This is a genomic window from Streptomyces silaceus, assembly GCF_001419745.1.
Classification (GTDB): Bacteria; Actinomycetota; Actinomycetes; order Streptomycetales; family Streptomycetaceae; genus Streptomyces; species Streptomyces silaceus.
The window spans coordinates 1-18,445 of sequence record NZ_LIRJ01000267.1 but is presented as its reverse complement, the minus strand read 5'-3'; the positions used below and the strand labels follow the sequence as shown (position 1 = coordinate 18,445).

Below are 18,445 nucleotides of genomic sequence, written 5' to 3'. Positions count from 1 at the left end.
ACGGCGAGGTCCAGCAGCCAGGAACGGATGACCGTGCCCTCCTGCCAGGAGCGGAAGACCTCACGCACGTCCGTGACCGAGTCGACCTTCTCCAGGAGCTCCCAGCCCTCGGCGTAGGCCTGCATCATCGCGTACTCGATGCCGTTGTGGACCATCTTCGCGAAGTGGCCCGCGCCGACCTTGCCCGCGTGCACCGAGCCGAACTCGCCCTCGGGCTTGAGCGCGTCGAAGATCGGCTGCACCTTGGCGACGTTCTCCTTGTCGCCGCCGTACATCAGCGCGTAGCCGTTCTCCAGGCCCCAGACGCCGCCGGAGACACCGCAGTCGACGAAGCCGATGCCCTTGGCGGCGAGCTCCTCCGCGTGCTTCTCGTCGTCCGTCCAGCGGGAGTTGCCGCCGTCCACGACGATGTCGCCGGGCTGGAGCAGCTCGGCGAGCTCGTCGACGGTGGACTGGGTCGCGGCACCGGCCGGGACCATCACCCACACCACGCGCGGGCCCTTGAGCTTGCCCACAAGCTCTTCGAGGCTGTGGACATCCGCGAGGTCCGGGTTGCGGTCGTATCCGATGACGGTGTGACCTGCGCGGCGGATGCGCTCGCGCATGTTGCCGCCCATCTTGCCGAGGCCGACGAGACCGAGCTCCATCAGAGGTTCCTTCACTAGCGACGTGGCGTTACGGCACTTTCGTACCTGCGTCCGAGCCTACGCCCGGACGCACGCACACACCTGTGGGCTCAGCCGCTCAGACGTACCGGCATGATCAGGTACTTGTAGGCCTCGTCCGCCTCGGCGTCCAGGGCAGGCTTGCCGCTCAGCAGCGCCGGCTTCGTGGACGTGGTGAACGACAGCTGGGCGACCGGCGAGTCGATGGCGCTCAGGCCGTCGAGCAGGAACGTCGGGTTGAAGGCGATCGAGATGTCGTCGCCCTCCAGCTGGGCGTCGACCCTTTCCACAGCCTGTGCGTCGTCGCTGGAGCCGGCTTCCAGGATCAGCACGCCCTGCTCGAAGCTGAGCCGCACCGGGGTGTTCCGCTCGGCGACCAGGGCCACACGCTTGACGGCCTCCACGAAGGGGGCGGTCTCGATGACGGCCACCGAGTTGAACTCGGTCGGGAACAGCGTGCGGTACTTCGGCAGGTCGCCTTCGAGGAGACGGGTCGTCGTGCGACGGCCTGCGCCCTCGAAACCGATCAGGCCCTCGCCCGCACCCGAACCGGAGAGCGCCAGGGTGACCGTGTCGCCGCTCGTGAGCGCCTTGGCGGTGTCCAGGAGCGTCTTGGCGGGGACCAGGGCCACCGCGGACGCCTCGGGGTTCTCCGGCTTCCACAGGAACTCGCGGACCGCGAAGCGGTAGCGGTCGGTGGAGGCCAGGGTGACCGTGTCGCCCTCGATCTCGATGCGGACGCCGGTCAGGACGGGCAGCGTGTCGTCGCGGCCCGCGGCGATGGCCACCTGGGAGGCGGCGGAGGCGAAGACCTCACCGGGGACGGTGCCCGTGGCGGTGGGCATCTGCGGCAGCGCCGGGTACTCCTCCACAGGAAGGGTGTGGAGTGTGAATCGCGAGGAGCCGCAGACCACCGTCGCCCGTACACCGTCTGTGGAGATCTCCACGGGGCGGTTGGGGAGCGCGCGGCAGATGTCCGCGAGCAGCCGGCCCGACACGAGGACCGTGCCCTCTTCGTCGACCTCGGCGTCCACCGAGACACGTGCCGAGACCTCGTAGTCGAAGCTCGACAGGCTCAGCGCGCCCTCTTCGGCCTTCAGCAGCAGGCCCGCGAGGACGGGCGCTGGCGGCCGTGCCGGGAGGCTGCGTGCCGCCCACGCCACTGCCTCCGCGAGTACGTCGCGTTCCACCCGGATCTTCACCTAAGCCGCCCTCCTGCTGTTGCTGGCTGCTCTCGCCCGCTGGGCCTGTGGCCCTCGTCGTCTGACTCGGTGTCTCTCAGCCATGCCGTGGGAAGGACACCGGGGACCAGTCTGACGCACCGCACTGACAGTCGGTGCCTGTCGGGGTCAAGTCGTGCCGAGCGGCACCGGAGCTCCGGAGGGCGAGTTGTGCACAGGCCCCCCTTCCAAACGAATTCCCCGGACTCTCTAGTTGGGAGTAGTAGTAGGGGCTGTGGAAACCGTGGATAACCGCGAATGCGCTGGTCAGGGCAGGTTTTTTATCCACTGACCCTGTGGGCGGAGGCCGTGGACAACCGGGGTCTTCTGTGGACGGGCGAAAGTTCTGCACACCCGATGCACAGGGAGGGGCCACTTCTCCCCAGCGCTGTCCCCAGCTTTACCCAGCTTCCCCACAGGCCAACCGACCACGTTGGTGTGACGCCTTTCACTCGACCCGGTGAGAAGGCGCGTCGCGTTGCCGAACAGTGGACAGCAGTGTGGAGAAGCTGGGGACGGCTGGGGACAACGCGTCCGAGCCTGTGGGCAGCCGGTGGACAACTTCATGCACAGCCTGTGGATTACTTTTTGGTCCACAATCTGTGGACAGTCGTCGTCCACGAATCCACAGCCACCTGACCTGGCCTGATGATCCCTCAGCAGGGTCTCCTGTGGACAGCGTCTGGACAACTTCGCGGTCCCCAGGGTGTGGACGCGAAAAAGTTGGCACATCTGTGGAGAACCCCCGTCTGAGCTGGGGAAATCGAACAGCGATCACCTCCACGCGCGCGTGCCGGAGCCCTCGGAACGTCTCCGAGGACGGCTTCGGAGCCTCCGGAACACGTCCGCAGAGCGCGAGTCAGCGCCCCGGACACGTCAAAAGGGCGCTCCAGGAGATGTCCTGGAGCGCCCTCGGAGACGTTCTGGGCGGCTGTCAGCCGTTCTTGATGCGGTTGGTGAGCTCGGTGACCTGGTTGTAGATGGAGCGCCGCTCGGCCATCAGCGCACGGATCTTGCGGTCCGCGTGCATGACGGTCGTGTGGTCGCGGCCGCCGAACTGCGCGCCGATCTTCGGCAGGGAGAGGTCCGTCAGCTCGCGGCACAGATACATGGCGATCTGGCGCGCCGTCACCAGCACACGGCTGCGCGAGGATCCGCACAGGTCGTCCACCGTCAGGCCGAAGTAGTCGGCGGTCGCGGCCATGATGGCCGTCGCGGTGATCTCCGGAGCAGCGTCCTCGCCGCCCGGGATGAGGTCCTTGAGGACGATCTCGGTGAGCCCCAGGTCCACGGGCTGCCGGTTCAGCGACGCGAACGCGGTGACCCGGATCAGCGCGCCCTCCAGCTCACGGATGTTCCGCGAGATCCGCGAGGCGATGAACTCCAGCACCTCCGGCGGGGCGTTGAGCTGCTCCTGCACCGCCTTCTTACGGAGGATCGCGATACGCGTCTCCAGCTCCGGCGGCTGGACGTCGGTGATCAGTCCCCACTCGAAGCGGTTGCGCAGCCGGTCCTCCAGGGTGACCAGCTGCTTGGGCGGCCGGTCGCTGGAGAGGACGATCTGCTTGTTCGCGTTGTGGAGCGTGTTGAAGGTGTGGAAGAACTCCTCCTGCGTCGACTCCTTGTCCGCGAGGAACTGGATGTCGTCGACGAGCAGGATGTCCATCTCGCGGTAGCGCTTGCGGAAGCTGTCGCCCTTGCCGTCGCGGATGGAGTTGATGAACTCGTTGGTGAACTCCTCGGAGCTCACGTAGCGCACGCGCGTGCCGGGGTAGAGGCTGCGGGCGTAGTGCCCGATCGCGTGCAGCAGATGCGTTTTGCCGAGTCCCGACTCCCCGTAGATGAAGAGGGGGTTGTACGCCTTCGCCGGCGCCTCGGCGACGGCGACCGCGGCCGCGTGCGCGAAGCGGTTCGACGCGCCGATGACGAAGGTGTCGAAGAGGTACTTCGGGTTGAGGCGCGCGGTCGGCTCGCCGGGTCCCGTCGCGGGCGCCGGCTGCGCGGCCAGCGGGCCGGGGGCGCCGCTCGACGAGGTGGGACCGACCGGTCCGCCCCGGTGCACGCCGTGACCGCCGCTCCGGTGCTCCCCGGACGGCTCGGGCAGGTCGTGGCGCTCGCGCCGGTCCTGCGGCTCGGGGCGCTGCTGCTCGTAGGGCGGGCGCTCCTGCGGCGGCTGCGAGCGGTAGTCGTGCTGCGGCGGCTGGACCGGGTTCGCGTACGGGTCGCGGTCGGGGAAGCCGAGCCGCGGCTGCTGCCAGCCGTAGTCGTCCTGCTGCGCGTGCTGCTGCGGCCAGGCGCCGGGAGCCGGGCGCTGGTAGTCCGGGTAGGCGGGCCGCACGGTCGGCATCTGGTCGGACCGGCCGCCCCCCTGGTGCTCGTCGGAGGGGCGGTGTCCGTAACTCTCGTACGACTCGCGCCCCTGCCCGGAGACGGGCGGCAGCTCGGGCTCTTCGTAGCGCTGCTGGTGATGCTGCTGTTGCTGAGGGGGCTGCTGCTGGATCGGCGGCGCCGGCGGACCCACGGGCTCGCCCACGGAGTCGTCGACCGTGATGGCGATGCGGATCGGGCGGCCGCACTCCCGGCTCAGGGTCTCGCTGACCACGGGCGCGAGACGGCCTTCCAGTACGCCCTTCGCGAATTCGTTCGGCACGGCGAGGAGCGCGGTGTCGGCGACCAGCGCCAGCGGCTGGCAGCTCCTGAGCCACCGCTCGTCCTTCGCCTCGACGCCCTGCCCGCGGCCCTCACCCAGCAGATGTTCCAGAACTCGTGGCCACACTGCGGCAAGATCGGCAGGTACGTCAGCCACAGGGCACGCTCTCTCACGGGGTCCCACGAAGGTGTGGTTCATGGGACGGAAATCGGGATCGGCAGGGGGAAGGGAACGAATCGGAGTTCAGCCACGGTAGTCAGGGCGACGGCTGCGGTTCAAGTTGTTGTCCACAGGCTGTGCACAGTGTCTCTCCAAGGGGGCCGGTTTGACCGGATGGCGTAGCCCCGCGTACCGTAACCAGGTCGAGTTGTCGATGGCTGCTGCCGCCTGCCTCCGATGGGCAAAGATCACGATCAGTGATTGTGAAGCGGTGCACTCGGTGCGTATTCGCGAGCTTCTCGTGGGCGCACGGTGACAGCCAGGCGATGTCCCGCCATCAACGAATCATTTCTGGAGCCCCCGAGTGAGCAAGCGCACCTTCCAGCCGAACAACCGTCGTCGCGCCAAGACCCACGGCTTCCGGCTGCGCATGCGCACCCGTGCCGGCCGCGCGATTCTCGCGTCCCGCCGTGGCAAGGGTCGCGCCCGCCTGTCCGCCTGATCCCAGTCAGGTCATGACGTCGTGCTGCCTACCGAGCATCGGCTGAGGCGGCGCGAAGACTTCGCGACCGCGGTACGCCGAGGACGCCGGGCCGGACGCCCGCTCCTCGTCGTACATCTACGTAGCGGTGCAACGGACCCGCACGTGCCAGGGGAGAGCCCTCCTCCGACACGTGCGGGTTTCGTCGTCAGCAAAGCCGTGGGTGGAGCGGTCGTACGCAACAGCGTGAAGCGCAGGCTTCGCCACTTGATGCGCGACCGGTTGACCCTCGTGCCCCCCGGTAGCCTGGTAGTCGTACGAGCGCTGCCCGGAGCGGGCGACGCCGACCACGCACAGCTGGCCCGAGACCTGGACACCGCCTTGCAGCGGTTGCTCGGAGGGGGCGCGCGATGAAGTACCCGCTGCTGGCTCTGATCAAGCTGTACCAGTGGACGATCAGTCCGCTGCTGGGCCCAGTGTGCAAGTACTACCCGTCGTGTTCCCGCTACGGCTACCTGGCCATCGACCGGCATGGTGCGATCAAGGGGACGGCGCTCACCGCCTGGCGCATCCTGCGGTGCAATCCGTGGTCGCTCGGTGGTGTCGACCATGTTCCGCCGCGCAAGCGTCCGCGGTGGCACGAGATGCTGCGCGCTGCCTGGCGCGAACGCAAGGGCGGGCCCTCCGCCGCAGGCGAGCCGGCCGGGGATCTCCCCCGAGGGACGGCCGCCGAGACCGAGACCCCGTCCCATGCTCAAGGAGCCTGATTAGTGGACACGATTGCCAGTCTCTTCAGCTTTATCACGACACCAGTCTCGTGGATCATCGTCCAGTTCCACTCGGTGTACGGGAAGATCTTCGGTCCCGACACGGGCTGGGCCTGGGGCCTGTCCATCGTGTCCCTGGTGATCCTGATCCGGATCTGCCTGATCCCGCTCTTCGTGAAGCAGATCAAGGCCACTCGGGCGATGCAGACGCTGCAGCCCGAGATGAAGAAGATCCAGGAGCGCTACAAGAGCGACAAGCAGCGCCAGTCCGAAGAGATGATGAAGCTGTACAAGGAGTCGGGTACCAACCCGCTCTCCTCGTGCCTTCCCATCCTGGCGCAGTCTCCGTTCTTCTTCGCCCTATACCACGTGCTCAACGGCATCGCCACGGGCAAGACGATCGGCGTCATCGACGACCAGCTCCTGGAGAGCGCGCGCAAGGCGCACATCGTCGGTGCCCCGCTGGCCGCGAAGTTCACTGACAGCGCGGACAAGGTCGCCTCGCTGGGTGCCACCCTGACGGACGTCCGCGTCGTCACCGCGATCATGATCATCCTGATGTCGGCGTCGCAGTTCTTCACGCAGCGCCAGCTGATGACGAAGAACGTGGACACGACGGTCAAGACGCCGTTCATGCAGCAGCAGAAGCTGCTGATGTACGTCTTCCCGATCATGTTCGCCGTGTTCGGCATCAACTTCCCCGTCGGTGTCCTCGTCTACTGGCTGACCACCAACGTGTGGACCATGGGCCAGCAGATGTACGTGATCCGCCAGAACCCGACGCCGGGCTCCAAGGCGCAGGCCGCGTTCCTGGAGCGCCTGGGCAAGCAGATCGCGACTACCCAGAAGGTGCGGGGCCGCGGCAAGACCAACGTCATCAAGGCGATCGTCGCCAAGGGCCGGGACCGCAACGAGTTCGAGCGGAAGTTCATCAACGGCCTGAGCAAGGCCGGCCTCGCCGCGCAGGCCGACGGCACCATCGTCCAGAGCGAGACGGCCGTCGCCACGGAGACCGAGGACGGCTCGCCCGCCGCCGGCGCTCCCAAGCGCCAGCAGCCCAAGCGTCAGAGCAAGGCGAAGCGCCAGTCCGGCGGTACCACGCAGGCGGCCGCCAAGACGGACGCCCCCGCGGACGAGTCCGCCGGGACGAAGCCCTCCCTGGACAAGGCCGACAAGCCCCAGGACGACGCCCCCAAGACCAAGCAGGCCGGTGGCAGCACCTCGGGCGACAAGCCCGGCTCCGGTCAGCGCAGCCGTGCCAAGTCGGGACAGCAACGCAAGGGCCAGCAGCGGCCCAAGCACCCGTCCTCCAAGAAGTAGAAGGAGCCCATCCCGTGACGGAAGGCACCACCACCTCCGCCGCAGCCGAGGCCGGCGACACCCTCACCCGCCTCGAGCAGGAGGGTGAGATCGCGGCGGACTACCTCGAGGGTCTGCTGGACATCGCCGACCTCGACGGCGACATCGACATGGACGTCGAGGCCGACCGCGCCGCCGTGTCGATCATCAGCGACTCCGGCAGCCGCGACCTGCAGAAGCTGGTCGGCCGTGACGGCGAGGTCCTGGAGGCGCTCCAGGAGCTCACGCGTCTCGCCGTGCACCGCGAGACCGGCGACCGCAGCCGCCTGATGCTGGACATCGCGGGCTATCGCGCCAAGAAGCGCGAGGAGCTGTCCGAGCTGGGCGCCAAGGCCGCGGCCGAGGTGAAGAGTTCGGGCGAGCCGGTCAAGCTCAAGCCGATGACGCCGTTCGAGCGCAAGGTCGTGCATGATGCGGTCAAGGCCGCCGGTCTGCGCAGCGAGTCCGAGGGCGAGGAGCCGCAGCGCTTCGTCGTCGTGCTGCCCGCCTGATCGGCCCAGCGCATTTCCGGCCCCGTCTGTTCGCAGGCGGGGCCGATCTTTGTCAGCCTGTTAGTCAGCCACCCCAGTGCGGTACGGAAGGACGGTCCCCGTGACGGAGGCAGCGGAGCTCCCCCCGGCGCCGGAAGAGGCCCGGACAGTATTCGGTGATCGCTTCCCGGACGCGGTCCGGTACGCGGAGCTGCTCGCCGATGCGGGAGTGCAGCGAGGCCTGATCGGCCCGCGAGAAGTGCCCCGTCTGTGGGAGCGGCACCTGCTGAACTGCGCGGTGCTCTCGGAGGTCGTGCCCGAGGGCGTCACGGTCTGCGACGTCGGCTCCGGCGCCGGCCTGCCCGGCATCCCGCTGGCGCTGGTCCGCCCGGATCTCAAGATCACGCTGCTTGAGCCGCTGCTGCGCCGCACGAACTTCCTCACCGAGGTCGTCGAGCTGCTGGGCCTCGACCATGTGACGGTCGTGCGCGGCCGCGCCGAAGAGGTCCTCGGCAAGCTGCCGCCGGTCCACGTGGTGACCGCGCGAGCCGTCGCCCCGCTGGACCGTCTGGCGGCCTGGGGCGTTCCGCTGCTCCGTCCGTACGGGGAGATGCTGCTCCTCAAGGGCGACACCGCCGAGGAAGAGGTCAAGGCGGCAGGATCCGCCCTGAGCAAGCTCGGTGCGGTGGACACCTCGGTCCTGCATGTCGGTGAGGGCGTGGTGGATCCGCAGTCGACGGTCGTGCGGGTCGAGGTCGGGGAGAGCCCCGGTGGTGTGCGCTTCGCCGCCAAGCGCGCGAAGGCCGCCCGCGCAGGGCGTGCCCGGCGTCGACGCGGCTGACCGGACCCCGAATCCGCTCGTCGTGGTCCGACGCCTCTGATCCGTCCTGACGACGAGCCGTACTCCACAAAAGCTGTCAAACGTACGCATACCGGGGTGTCGCACCAGCGGCACCCCGGCTGCCGTGCATCGTGTTTCACGTGAAACGTCGCTCACTGCTGCATGGCATCATCAGTCGCGGCCGCGCTGCGGAACCTCGCGACCGTCGACCACTCGGTTCCCTCGATAAGGGCACGGAGTTGTCCACAGAGGTGGATTCGTCCACAGAAGCCAGGGCCTCGCTGGTTCACGAACCCGAAAGCATGGGAGGCTCTGTTCATTGCGAGCCTGATGTCGAGGAGAGTGAATCCTTGCGGTCCGACGCCAACATCGCGGGACCGATGACCGATCCGGTCCCCGGTCCCCGTACCGAGTCGGCGGGGGAGGATGTTTCACGTGAAACACCGACCCCGATGGACGACACACCCATCGGTCGTGCTGCCCAACTGGCGGTGGAAGCACTCGGCCGCGCAGGCGAGGGCCTGCCCCGCCCCGAGCAGACCCGCGTCATGGTGGTCGCCAACCAGAAGGGTGGGGTGGGCAAGACGACGACGACCGTCAATCTCGCCGCCTCGCTCGCTCTGCACGGCGCACGGGTCCTGGTGATCGACCTCGATCCGCAGGGCAATGCCTCCACCGCTCTCGGTATCGACCACCACGCCGAAGTGCCGTCCATCTACGACGTCCTTGTCGAGAGCAAGCCGCTCGCCGAGGTCGTCCAGCCGGTGCCCGACGTCGAGGGTCTCTTCTGCGCTCCCGCCACCATCGATCTCGCCGGTGCGGAGATCGAGCTGGTGTCGCTGGTCGCACGCGAGAGCCGGCTGCAGCGAGCGATCCAGGCGTACGAGCAGCCGTTGGACTACATCCTCATCGACTGCCCGCCGTCGCTCGGCCTTCTGACGGTCAACGCCTTGGTGGCCGGCGCGGAGGTGCTGATCCCCATCCAGTGCGAGTACTACGCGCTGGAAGGCCTCGGGCAGCTTCTGCGCAACGTCGATCTGGTGCGGGGCCACCTCAACCCGAACCTGCATGTGTCGACGATCCTGCTCACCATGTACGACGGCAGGACCCGGCTCGCCTCCCAGGTGGCGGACGAGGTGCGCAACCACTTCGGCGACGAGGTCCTGCGAACGAGCATCCCGCGCTCGGTGCGCATCTCCGAGGCACCGAGCTACGGCCAGACGGTCCTCACCTACGATCCGGGATCGAGCGGCGCTCTCTCCTACTTCGAAGCGGCACGCGAGATCGCGCTGCGCGGAGTCGGGGTGCGCTACGACGTCCAGCACGCCCACTCGGGCGCTCAGAACGACCAGCAGAGCATGACGGAGGGGATGCAGTGAGCGAGCGACGGAGAGGGCTGGGGCGAGGCCTCGGCGCCTTGATCCCTGCAGCCCCGACGGAGAAGCAGGCCCCGCAGAGCGTGAGTGGGGCGTCGACCTCCCCCACGGCGGTGCCGGTGCTCACGGCCGAGCGCGGAGTGGCGGCCGCGAAGGTGACGGCCCTTCCGCAGAGCCCTGTTTCACATGAAACGGTGGAGCCGCCCCAGCGGTCGGTGGAGGCGCCGGAGACCGCGGCCGTGGCCGGTGCGCACTTCGCCGAGCTTCCGCTGGACTCCATCAAGCCCAACCCGCGGCAGCCGCGTGAGGTGTTCGACGAGGACGCCCTCGCGGAGCTGGTGACCTCCATCAAGGAGGTCGGGCTCCTCCAGCCGGTCGTCGTACGGCAACTGGGCCCCGGGCGCTATGAGCTCATCATGGGTGAGCGGCGCTGGCGTGCCTGCCGTGAGGCGGGTCTGGAGCGCATCCCCGCGATCGTGCGGGCGACGGAGGACGAGAAGCTCCTCCTGGACGCGCTGCTTGAGAACCTGCACCGCGCCCAGCTGAATCCGCTGGAAGAGGCCGCCGCCTACGACCAGCTGCTGAAGGACTTCAACTGCACGCACGACCAGCTGGCGGACCGCATCGGCCGGTCCCGCCCGCAGGTCTCCAACACGCTGCGGCTGCTGAAGCTGTCGCCGGCGGTGCAGCGCAGGGTCGCCGCCGGAGTCCTCTCCGCGGGGCATGCCCGCGCGCTGCTCTCCGTCGAGGACTCGGAGGAGCAGGACAGGCTCGCCCACCGGATCGTGGCCGAGGGCCTCTCGGTGCGCGCCGTCGAGGAGATCGTGACCCTCATGGGGTCCCGTCCCCAGAGCGCCCCGAAGGCAAAGGGCCCGCGGGCCGGTGCCCGGGTCTCCCCGGCGCTGACCGGTCTCGCCACCCGGCTCTCCGACCGGTTCGAGACCCGGGTGCGGGTGGACCTGGGCCAGAAGAAGGGCAAGATCGTCGTCGACTTCGCCTCTCTGGAGGACCTGGAGCGCATCCTCAGCACGCTGGCTCCGGGAGAGGGGCCCGTCCTGAAGAACGGCCTCGCCGAGGACGCCTCTGACGAGGACTCCGAGGACGGCAAGGCCTGATCCGAAGATCCCGGCACCGCGAGAGCGGGCCGTGTCCGGTGTGTACCGGAACACGGCCCGCTCTTTGCTTTCTTACGGTATCGGTGCAATCACATCGTGGATACGATGCCGAGGGGTATGGCGCATCTACCTGACGGCACCTCATTGGGGAGGCGGGGGCCATGCGAGCGATGAGCCGCACCGGACTGATGACCGCGGGCCTCGGCCTGGGAGCGGTCGGCGGTTTCGTCGGCAGCCTGCTCAGGGAACGCAGCGCTCTGACAGCCGCTCGCAGCGCGGCGGGCGAAGGAAGTGAGGGACTGCCTTCATGGGGCGTCGGCTCGTACCGCTCACGCTGGACAATCTCCCGGACCTCCCCAATCGTTGCCGCGCGTGCGTCTTCTGGGAGCTGGACCCGGTCAGCGGCCAGGCCGCGGTAAAGGCCGGCACTCCGGAGCTGGAGAAGGAGGCGTGGATCTCCGCGGTCCTGCTGGAGTGGGGCTCCTGCGGCCGGGTCGTCTACGTCGACGACGTACCGGTGGGCTTCGTGCTCTACGCGCCGCCCGCGTACGTCCCGCGCTCCACCGCGTTCCCCACGAGCCCTGTGTCGCCGGACGCCGTGCAGCTGATGACGGCCTGGATCATGCCCGGCTATCAGGGGCAGGGGCTCGGCAGAGTGATCGTCCAGACGGTCGCCAAGGATCTCTTGCGCAGAGGGTTCAAGGCGATCGAGGCCTTCGGTGACGCGCGGTGGGAGAAGCCGGCGTGTGTGCTGCCGGCGGAGCATCTTCTGGCGGTGGGCTTCAAGACGGTCCGGCCGCACCCCGCCTATCCGCGGCTGCGCCTTGAGCTGCGTACGACGCTCTCCTGGAAGGAGGACGTCGAGCTGGCGCTCGACCGACTGCTGGGAGCCGTACAGAAGGAGCCGGCGCTGCGGCCGCTGTGATTCCCCGGTGCTGCCGGATGCACGCAGGCCCGCATGCTCGCTCGGCCAAGCCGCCCGACCTCGGCCGAGCCGCCCGGCCCATGAACGGCGAATGGACCAGCCCCCGGAGGGACTGGTCCATTCGTGTTTCACGTGAAACATCGCCGCCGAGTTACTCGGCGATGAAGTCCGCGAGGTCCCTCTCGATGGCGGCCTTCGGCTTGGCGCCGACGATCGTCTTGGCCACCTCGCCACCCTGGTACACGTTCAGGGTCGGGATGGACATGACGCCGTACTTGGCGGCCGTGCCGGGGTTCTCGTCGATGTTGAGCTTGACGATCTCGATCTTGTCGCCGTGCTCGGCCGCGATCGCCTCGAGGGACGGGGCGATCTGGCGGCACGGACCGCACCAGGCGGCCCAGAAGTCCACCAGTACGGGCTTGTCGCTCTTGAGGACGTCCTCCTCGAAGGAGGCGTCGGTCACGTTCTTCAGGGTGCCGGCCACGGCAGTCTCCTTAACTTGGTGCGGTGGGGAAAGAGGCGGGGGTCAGACGGTGGCAGCCGCGGTCTCGCTGTCGGCGAGAGCAGCGAGGAAACGCTCGGCATCGAGAGCGGCGGAGCAGCCGGTGCCGGCCGCCGTGATCGCCTGGCGGTACGTGTGGTCGACGACGTCACCGGCGCCGAAGACACCGGTCAGGTTCGTCCGGGTCGAGGGCGCGTCGACCTTCAGGTAGCCCTCGTCGTCCAGCTCCAGCTGGCCCTTGAAGAGCTCCGTGCGCGGGTCGTGGCCGATCGCGATGAACAGGCCCGTCACCGGCAGCTCGGACGTCTCGCCCGTCTTCAGGTTGCGCAGCGTCAGACCGGAGAGCTTCTGGTCGCCCTTGATCTCGGCGACCTCGCTGTCCCAGATGAACTTGATCTTCGGGTCGGCGAAGGCACGCTCCTGCATCGCCTTGGAGGCGCGCAGGCTGTCGCGGCGGTGCACGATGGTGACGGACTTGGCGAAGCGCGAGAGGAAGGTGGCCTCCTCCATCGCGGTGTCACCGCCGCCGATCACGGCGATGTCCTGGTCCTTGAAGAAGAACCCGTCGCAGGTGGCGCACCAGGAGACACCGCGTCCGGAGAGCGTGTCCTCGTTCGGCAGGCCGAGCTTGCGGTGCTGCGAGCCGGTCGTGACGATGACGGCCTTCGCGCGGTGCACGGTGCCCGCGGTGTCCGTCACGGTCTTGATCTCGCCGCTCAGGTCGACGGCGACGACGTCGTCGGGGATGAGCTCGGCGCCGAAGCGCTCGGCCTGGGCCCGCATGTTGTCCATGAGCTCGGGGCCCATGACGCCGTCCTGGAAGCCGGGGAAGTTCTCCACCTCGGTGGTGTTCATCAGCGCACCGCCGGCGGTGACGGCGCCCTCGAACACCAGCGGCTTCAGCGACGCGCGCGCGGTGTAGAGCGCCGCCGTGTAGCCGGCGGGCCCGGAGCCGATGATGATCACGTTACGGACGTCGGTCACGGCTTGATTCCTCGTCTCTGGGGACTGCTGCGTACTGCTCGTGGGTGCCTGTCTCAGGACTCTCACCCCACCCAACGGATCCTACGGGGCGTGCATTCCCCGACGTGTCCGAGCGCACGGAAGCGTGTCAGGGCGGGAGGGTGCCTTGCACCACAAGACTGCTGGCCGCAGCGTCGAGTGCCCGTAAAGGAGGCTGTGAAAAACCGGGGCGCCGGTGGCGGAGGCGTCCGCTCTTGAGACGTCAGTTCGTGAAGCCTGGGCCGAAGACGTCAGCCCCGGGGATACGAGTGCGTCTCCAGGACCTTGCCCGTCGACGGCGAGGACTTGCCCACGCAGGTGGCGTCGATGACGTACGCGGAGACCTTGGTGCTGTCCGAGGTATGGGGCACCACGACGAGGTAGGCGCGCTTGTCGTTGTAGGAGCCCTCTTCGGCGGCGAGCGGTGTCTTGTCACCGATGCCGCGCTGAATGCACTCCGGCACCTGGACCGAGGACTCCTCGCGCACCGGGGCCTTCGACTTGGGGGACTCCGGGCTGGAGCGCGTGTCGAAGGACGGTGACGACCCTTCGACCTTTCCGCCCTCCTTGGAACCCTTGACGGGCGTCTTGGCGAGGAGATCGGCGACCTGCCCCTTGAGCTTGCCCTCGGAGAAGGAGTTCGCGGAGTTCTGCCGTCCCGCCGTTTCACCGGTCGTCCCCGAGTCGCCGCCCATCGTCTGGATCAGCAGGGAGCCGAGGCCGATGGCGGCCGCGGTGAAGACGGCACCGAGCACGGCGGTGCGCCGTCGCGTCCGCCGCGGACGGCCGCCGCGTCCCGGTCCGGTGGTGGCCGCACGGGGGCGCCCGGCCGGACGGTCGGCGGTACCGGAGGACGCGGAGGACGAAGAAGCGGGCGATGTTTCACGTGAAACACGACCGGCGGTGTGCGGCGAAGGGGCGGACGTGCCCTCGGTCGCCGTTTCGGCCACGGGCTCGGACACCGTCTCGGTCGATACCCCGGACATCGCCCCGGACGTCGTGTCCGCGGTGAGAAGGCCGTCGGGAGCGGTGGAGTCCAGCAGTGCTTCGGCGGCCAGCGCGGCGTCGATGCGCCCCGCGACGTCGGCGGGCATGCGCGGCGGGCCCGGCAGGGTGCCGAGCATGCCGCGGATCTCCTCCAGAGAGGCGTAGACGTCGGCGCAGAGCTCGCAGCCGTCCAGGTGCTGTCGCACGTCGCTCGTGCGCGACGGAGAGAGCAGCCCTTCGGTCAGATCGGAGATCTCAGTGACTTCCGGGTGCCCGGCCGAGTCGGTCGTGGTTGTCACGCTCGCCCACCTCCGCCCTTCACGGCAGCTGAATCGCTTGGTCCTGTGTCCCGTGGCCCTGCTGCCGGTGGGACGGATGTCCCCTGCGTCCGGTTCCTTTCTGAGCCGGGCTTCTTGCTTCCGTTGTCGTCGCCGCTGTCCCCGTTCCGCGTGGGCGCTTCCGTGCGCAGGTGGGTGAGCAGCGGCAGCAGTCTGGCTCTGCCGCGTGCGCAGCGGCTCTTGACCGTGCCGGTGGGGACGTTCAGGATCCGGGCGGCCTCGGCCACCGGATAGCCCTGCATGTCGACCAGGACGAGGGCGGCACGCTGATCGTGCGGGAGCGTGCCCAGCGCCTCCACGAGCTCTCGGTGTACATCGCCCCGCTCGACCGGAGCGGCCGCCGACTCCTCCGGCTCCAGGAGCTGCTCCAGCCGTTCGTTGTCATCGATCGGGGAGATCTTGCGCGAGGCCGCCTTCCGCGCCCGGTCGAGACAGGCGTTCACGGTGATCCGGTGCAGCCACGTCGTCACGGCCGACTGACCGCGGAAGGTGTGCGCCGCGCGATAGGCGGAGACCAGCGCGTCCTGCACCGCGTCGGCCGCTTCCTCGCGGTCCCCCAGCGTGCGCAGAGCGACGGCCCACAGACGGTCGCGGTGGCGCCGCACCAGCTCACCGAAGGCGTCCTTGTCGCCGGCCACATGGCAGGCGAGGAGGTCCTGGTCGCTCATGTCACCGTGCGCGGTGCTGTCCACCGAACCCCCTCCTCCCCCTGTGAACCTCGTCGAGCCGGTCGCTCAGCCCTTGAACTTCACGTCCGTGATGCCTTGCTTGAATCCCGCTCCGTAGTACCCGTCCGTGCCGGAGTTGGGCACCTCGGTCATCCACAGGAGCACGTACCGCGACTTCACGGACTTCTTGCCCGCGATCTTCAGTTCCTTGCCCGATGTGGTGGCGGTGCCGATCTTCTTCATGGACTCGATGCCCGTGGAAGGCGTCAGCGAATCCGTCGCGTACAGCGCGGCCTTGGTGCGGTCGCCGCCGTAGCGAAGGCCTATCGACGCCTCGGAGACGTTCTGTTCGGAACCGAGGTCGTAGACGATACCGACACCGGGCTTGTACGGGGCAAGCTGCGGGCCGTCCTTGAACGTCTTGGTGCGCCAGAGCGTGGCCGGGTCCTTGTCGTAGGTGTTGCCGACGGTTTCCGGGCTCTGGGGACGGCCCTCCACGACGAACTCCTGGGCGCCCTTGACGCTGATCGGCTTCTTGGGCCGGGGCTGGCCCTTGTCGCCGCCGTCATTGGTGTGGGACGTGCCGGGGTCCCCGGAGTTCTCGCGGTCCATCAGGGCGTCAGCCAGCTGCCAGCTGCCCAGACCGAGCGCGGCGATGAGGAGCGCGGACACGGCCCATTTCAGGGCCCGGCCCGTACGGCTCTGCAGCGGGGGTGGCGGGGCCTGAACGGGCTGCGTGGCGCCCGGAGGAGTGCGGCCGTACGTGCCCTGCTGGTAGGTGGTGCGCTGGTACTCGGGCGGCGCGGTGAAGGCGGGCTCCGGCGGGCGGATGCGGGGCATCTCCCCGATGGCCTTCACCAGTTCCTCCGGCGTGGTGCACGGAGGTTCCTGGCGGGACGCGGTCGCCCCGTCGTTGACGAGCGCGCGCATGGCGAGCTCGGAGAGGCCGCGGTGGACGCCCGCGCGTACCTGGTCGGGGGCGATGAGCCCGACGCCCTTGGGAAGCCCGGAGAGGCCGTACGCATCGTCCTCGTAGGGCCAGCGCTGGGTGAGGGAGGCGTACAGAAGTGCGCCGATCGCCTCGGTGTCCGTGCGCTGCGGGGTGTCGGAGCTGATGCCGCGCAGCGCGGCGTTCACGGCGAGGCCACGGATGCGGTACTGGCCGGTGGACGTGCGCAGCACGGCGCTCGGCGTCAGCCGCAGATGCGCGAGGCCCTCGCGGTGCGCGGCGGCCATGGCCTGGGAGACCTGGCTGACGAGCTGGTACGCGTCGTGGGCCTCGAGCGGGGCCGAGGCGAGGAGCGTGGTCAGCTCCGTGGCGTCCGGAAGCCACTCGTGCACTACGTAGACGAGGTCGTTCTCCTCGACCGCGTCCAGGACCTGGACGAACCGCGGGTCGCCGAGCAGCGCCGAGGACCGGGCCGCGGCCAGCACCGAGCGGGCCCGGGGATGGTCCGCGGGCAGGAGATGCACGCCGACGGCTCGGCGCAGCTTCTCGTCGACCGCGCGCCAGCTGCTGAAACCGTCCAGACGGGTGACGCACTCCTCCAGGCGATAGCGTCTGGCGAGCTTGTGGCCACTGTGCAGTTCTGGGGGTGAGGAGGCCCCGCGGTCCGTGGGCGTGTCGGTCTTCTTCTCCGCCGCGTCTTCGTCTGCTGCCGTGTCCCGCTCCCGGGTCTGGGCCACCCCGTCGGCCGTGGCCTGCTCCGCCTTGGCGGTCAGCGGCTCGTCACCGCTGTTGTCTGCCACGTCGACGGCAGACGTGCTCCGTTCCGCCACCGTCGTTCCTGCCTCCCCATCCATTGCGCTTCGTCAGACGCCAAAGCCAATTGTGCCCACAGTCCGGCGCTATGCACGACACGCGGTGGCCCACGATGGTTGTGCGGGCCCCGTCTGTCTCAGCGGCCGAGACGCCCCCGGACCATGCCGACCATCGAGTTGAGCTCCGCGATGCGCATGCGCTTCGCCGCGACGAAGAAAACTCCGAGCAGCACCGCACCACCGGCGAGCAGTGCGGCCAAGGATCCGAGGACCCCCTGTCCGAGGCCCTGGGTGACCGCGTACGCGGCGCCGCCGCCGAGCAGCGCCGCGGGGACCGCGGCGATACCGAGACGGGCGTACGTGCGCATCACGTGGACGCCGTCCAGGTCGCCGCCGAGGCGCTTGCGCAGCCGGCGCCAGGCGACGCCCACGCCGATGGCGTACGCGAGGCCGTACACGGCCGCCATGCCGGTGACCGCCCACCGGGTCGGCAGCAGCATGTAGCAGGCCGCGGAGGCGGCGGCGTTGACGGCGGCGACGATGACCGTGTTGTAGAAGGGCGTCCGCGTGTCCTCGTAGGCGTAGAACGCGCGCAGCACCACGTACTGCACGGAGTAGGGGATCAGGCCGAGGCCGAAGGCCATCAGCATGAAGCCCATGTTCGTGGCCTGGGCGCTGCCCGAGGAGCCGAAGATCAGGGTGCACATCGGGATGCCGAGCGCCACGAACCCGAAGGCGATCGGGACGATCGCCACGGCCGTGGTGCGCAGCCCCTGCGAGATGTCGTCGCGGACGGCGCCGGTGTCCCCGTCGTGCGCGGACCGGGACAGCCGGGGCAGCAGGGCCGCCATGAGGGAGACCGTGATGATCGCCTGCGGCAGGCCCCAGATGAGCTGGGCGTTCGCGTAGGCGGCGAAGCCGATGCCGCTGATCGAGGGCAGGTCGGTGGTGGCCGCCGTGGCCAGCTGCGTGACGACGAGCGCTCCCGCCTGGTTGGCCAGGACGAAGAGGATGGTCCACTTGGCGAGCTTGGCGGCCTTGCCCAGGCCGTGGCCCTTCCAGTCGAAGCGCGGGCGCAGCCTGAACCCGGTCTCGCGGAGGTACGGGATCATCGCCAGGGCCTGCACGACCAGGCCCAGCAGGATGCCGATGCCGAGGA

18 protein-coding genes are annotated in these 18,445 nt (G+C 68.9%); 9 read left to right on the top strand and 9 right to left on the bottom strand.

Annotated features, from left to right (window positions below; all coding sequences use genetic code 11):
* The 3 genes from AOK22_RS24055 to dnaA form a co-directional block, all read right to left on the bottom strand.
* Positions 1–647, bottom strand: a 647-nt coding sequence (locus AOK22_RS24055; RefSeq protein ID WP_055700793.1) for an NADP-dependent phosphogluconate dehydrogenase, incomplete at its 3' end; no start/stop codon positions are given.
* 89 nt (positions 648–736) lie between these two features.
* Positions 737–1,867, bottom strand: a complete 1,131-nt coding sequence (dnaN, locus tag AOK22_RS24050) for a DNA polymerase III subunit beta (RefSeq protein ID WP_055700792.1) — start codon at positions 1,865–1,867, stop codon at positions 737–739.
* 952 nt (positions 1,868–2,819) lie between these two features.
* On the bottom strand, positions 2,820–4,691 hold the full coding sequence (gene dnaA, locus AOK22_RS24045; RefSeq protein WP_055700791.1) for a chromosomal replication initiator protein DnaA: 1,872 nt from the start codon (positions 4,689–4,691) through the stop codon (positions 2,820–2,822).
* A 367-nt stretch (positions 4,692–5,058) separates the two neighbouring features.
* On the opposite strand from dnaA, the gene rpmH reads away from it, so the two are divergent.
* The 9 genes from rpmH (at position 5,059) to AOK22_RS24005 (ending at position 12,028) form a co-directional block, all read left to right on the top strand.
* The gene (gene rpmH, locus AOK22_RS24040; protein WP_003949374.1) at positions 5,059–5,196 is read left to right on the top strand and encodes a 50S ribosomal protein L34; all 138 of its coding nucleotides are present in this window, start codon (positions 5,059–5,061) and stop codon (positions 5,194–5,196) included.
* A 21-nt stretch (positions 5,197–5,217) separates the two neighbouring features.
* On the top strand, positions 5,218–5,589 hold the full coding sequence (rnpA, locus tag AOK22_RS39970) for a ribonuclease P protein component (RefSeq protein ID WP_079036778.1): 372 nt from the start codon (positions 5,218–5,220) through the stop codon (positions 5,587–5,589).
* A complete protein-coding gene (gene yidD, locus AOK22_RS24035; protein WP_055700790.1) occupies positions 5,586–5,942 on the top strand; it encodes a membrane protein insertion efficiency factor YidD in 357 nt (118 codons plus the stop codon). Before rnpA ends, yidD begins: the two co-directional genes overlap by 4 nt.
* Before the next feature lie 3 nt (positions 5,943–5,945).
* Positions 5,946–7,262 carry a membrane protein insertase YidC gene (gene yidC, locus AOK22_RS24030; RefSeq protein ID WP_055700789.1) on the top strand — a complete coding sequence of 439 codons (1,317 nt, stop codon included), beginning with the start codon at positions 5,946–5,948 and terminating at the stop codon, positions 7,260–7,262.
* A gap of 14 nt (positions 7,263–7,276) precedes the next feature.
* Positions 7,277–7,792, top strand: coding sequence for a Jag family protein (locus tag AOK22_RS24025; protein WP_055700788.1), 516 nt, complete (start codon positions 7,277–7,279; stop codon positions 7,790–7,792).
* Between the two features lie 100 nt (positions 7,793–7,892).
* Positions 7,893–8,612, top strand: a complete 720-nt coding sequence (gene rsmG / locus AOK22_RS24020) for a 16S rRNA (guanine(527)-N(7))-methyltransferase RsmG (RefSeq protein WP_055700787.1) — start codon at positions 7,893–7,895, stop codon at positions 8,610–8,612.
* Positions 8,613–8,914: 302 nt separating this feature from the next.
* Complete coding sequence (locus tag AOK22_RS24015) at positions 8,915–9,991, top strand: ParA family protein (RefSeq protein ID WP_079036777.1); 1,077 nt, start codon at positions 8,915–8,917, stop codon at positions 9,989–9,991.
* Positions 9,988–11,103 (top strand): ParB/RepB/Spo0J family partition protein, encoded by a 1,116-nt coding sequence (locus AOK22_RS24010; protein ID WP_079036776.1) that lies wholly within the window; start codon positions 9,988–9,990, stop codon positions 11,101–11,103. Before AOK22_RS24015 ends, AOK22_RS24010 begins: the two co-directional genes overlap by 4 nt.
* A 307-nt stretch (positions 11,104–11,410) precedes the next feature.
* A complete protein-coding gene (locus tag AOK22_RS24005; protein ID WP_055700785.1) occupies positions 11,411–12,028 on the top strand; it encodes a GNAT family N-acetyltransferase in 618 nt (205 codons plus the stop codon).
* Positions 12,029–12,179: 151 nt separating this feature from the next.
* Here the strand turns inward: AOK22_RS24005 and trxA are convergent, their stop codons facing one another.
* The 6 genes from trxA to murJ form a co-directional block, all read right to left on the bottom strand.
* Positions 12,180–12,512: a thioredoxin gene (gene trxA, locus AOK22_RS24000; RefSeq protein ID WP_055700784.1), complete on the bottom strand. Its 333-nt coding sequence runs from the start codon at positions 12,510–12,512 to the stop codon at positions 12,180–12,182.
* A 42-nt stretch (positions 12,513–12,554) separates the two neighbouring features.
* Positions 12,555–13,514, bottom strand: coding sequence for a thioredoxin-disulfide reductase (gene trxB / locus AOK22_RS23995; protein ID WP_055700783.1), 960 nt, complete (start codon positions 13,512–13,514; stop codon positions 12,555–12,557).
* Between the two features lie 269 nt (positions 13,515–13,783).
* Positions 13,784–14,818: an anti-sigma factor family protein gene (locus AOK22_RS23990; protein ID WP_055700782.1), complete on the bottom strand. Its 1,035-nt coding sequence runs from the start codon at positions 14,816–14,818 to the stop codon at positions 13,784–13,786.
* Positions 14,815–15,549, bottom strand: coding sequence for an RNA polymerase sigma factor SigM (sigM, locus tag AOK22_RS23985; protein ID WP_079036775.1), 735 nt, complete (start codon positions 15,547–15,549; stop codon positions 14,815–14,817). The genes AOK22_RS23990 and sigM overlap by 4 nt, the downstream gene beginning before the upstream one ends.
* A gap of 42 nt (positions 15,550–15,591) precedes the next feature.
* Positions 15,592–17,304: a protein kinase family protein gene (locus tag AOK22_RS23980; RefSeq protein ID WP_055700781.1), complete on the bottom strand. Its 1,713-nt coding sequence runs from the start codon at positions 17,302–17,304 to the stop codon at positions 15,592–15,594.
* Positions 17,305–17,423: 119 nt separating this feature from the next.
* Positions 17,424–18,445, bottom strand: a 1,022-nt coding sequence (murJ, locus tag AOK22_RS23975) for a murein biosynthesis integral membrane protein MurJ (protein WP_063795320.1), incomplete at its 5' end; no start/stop codon positions are given.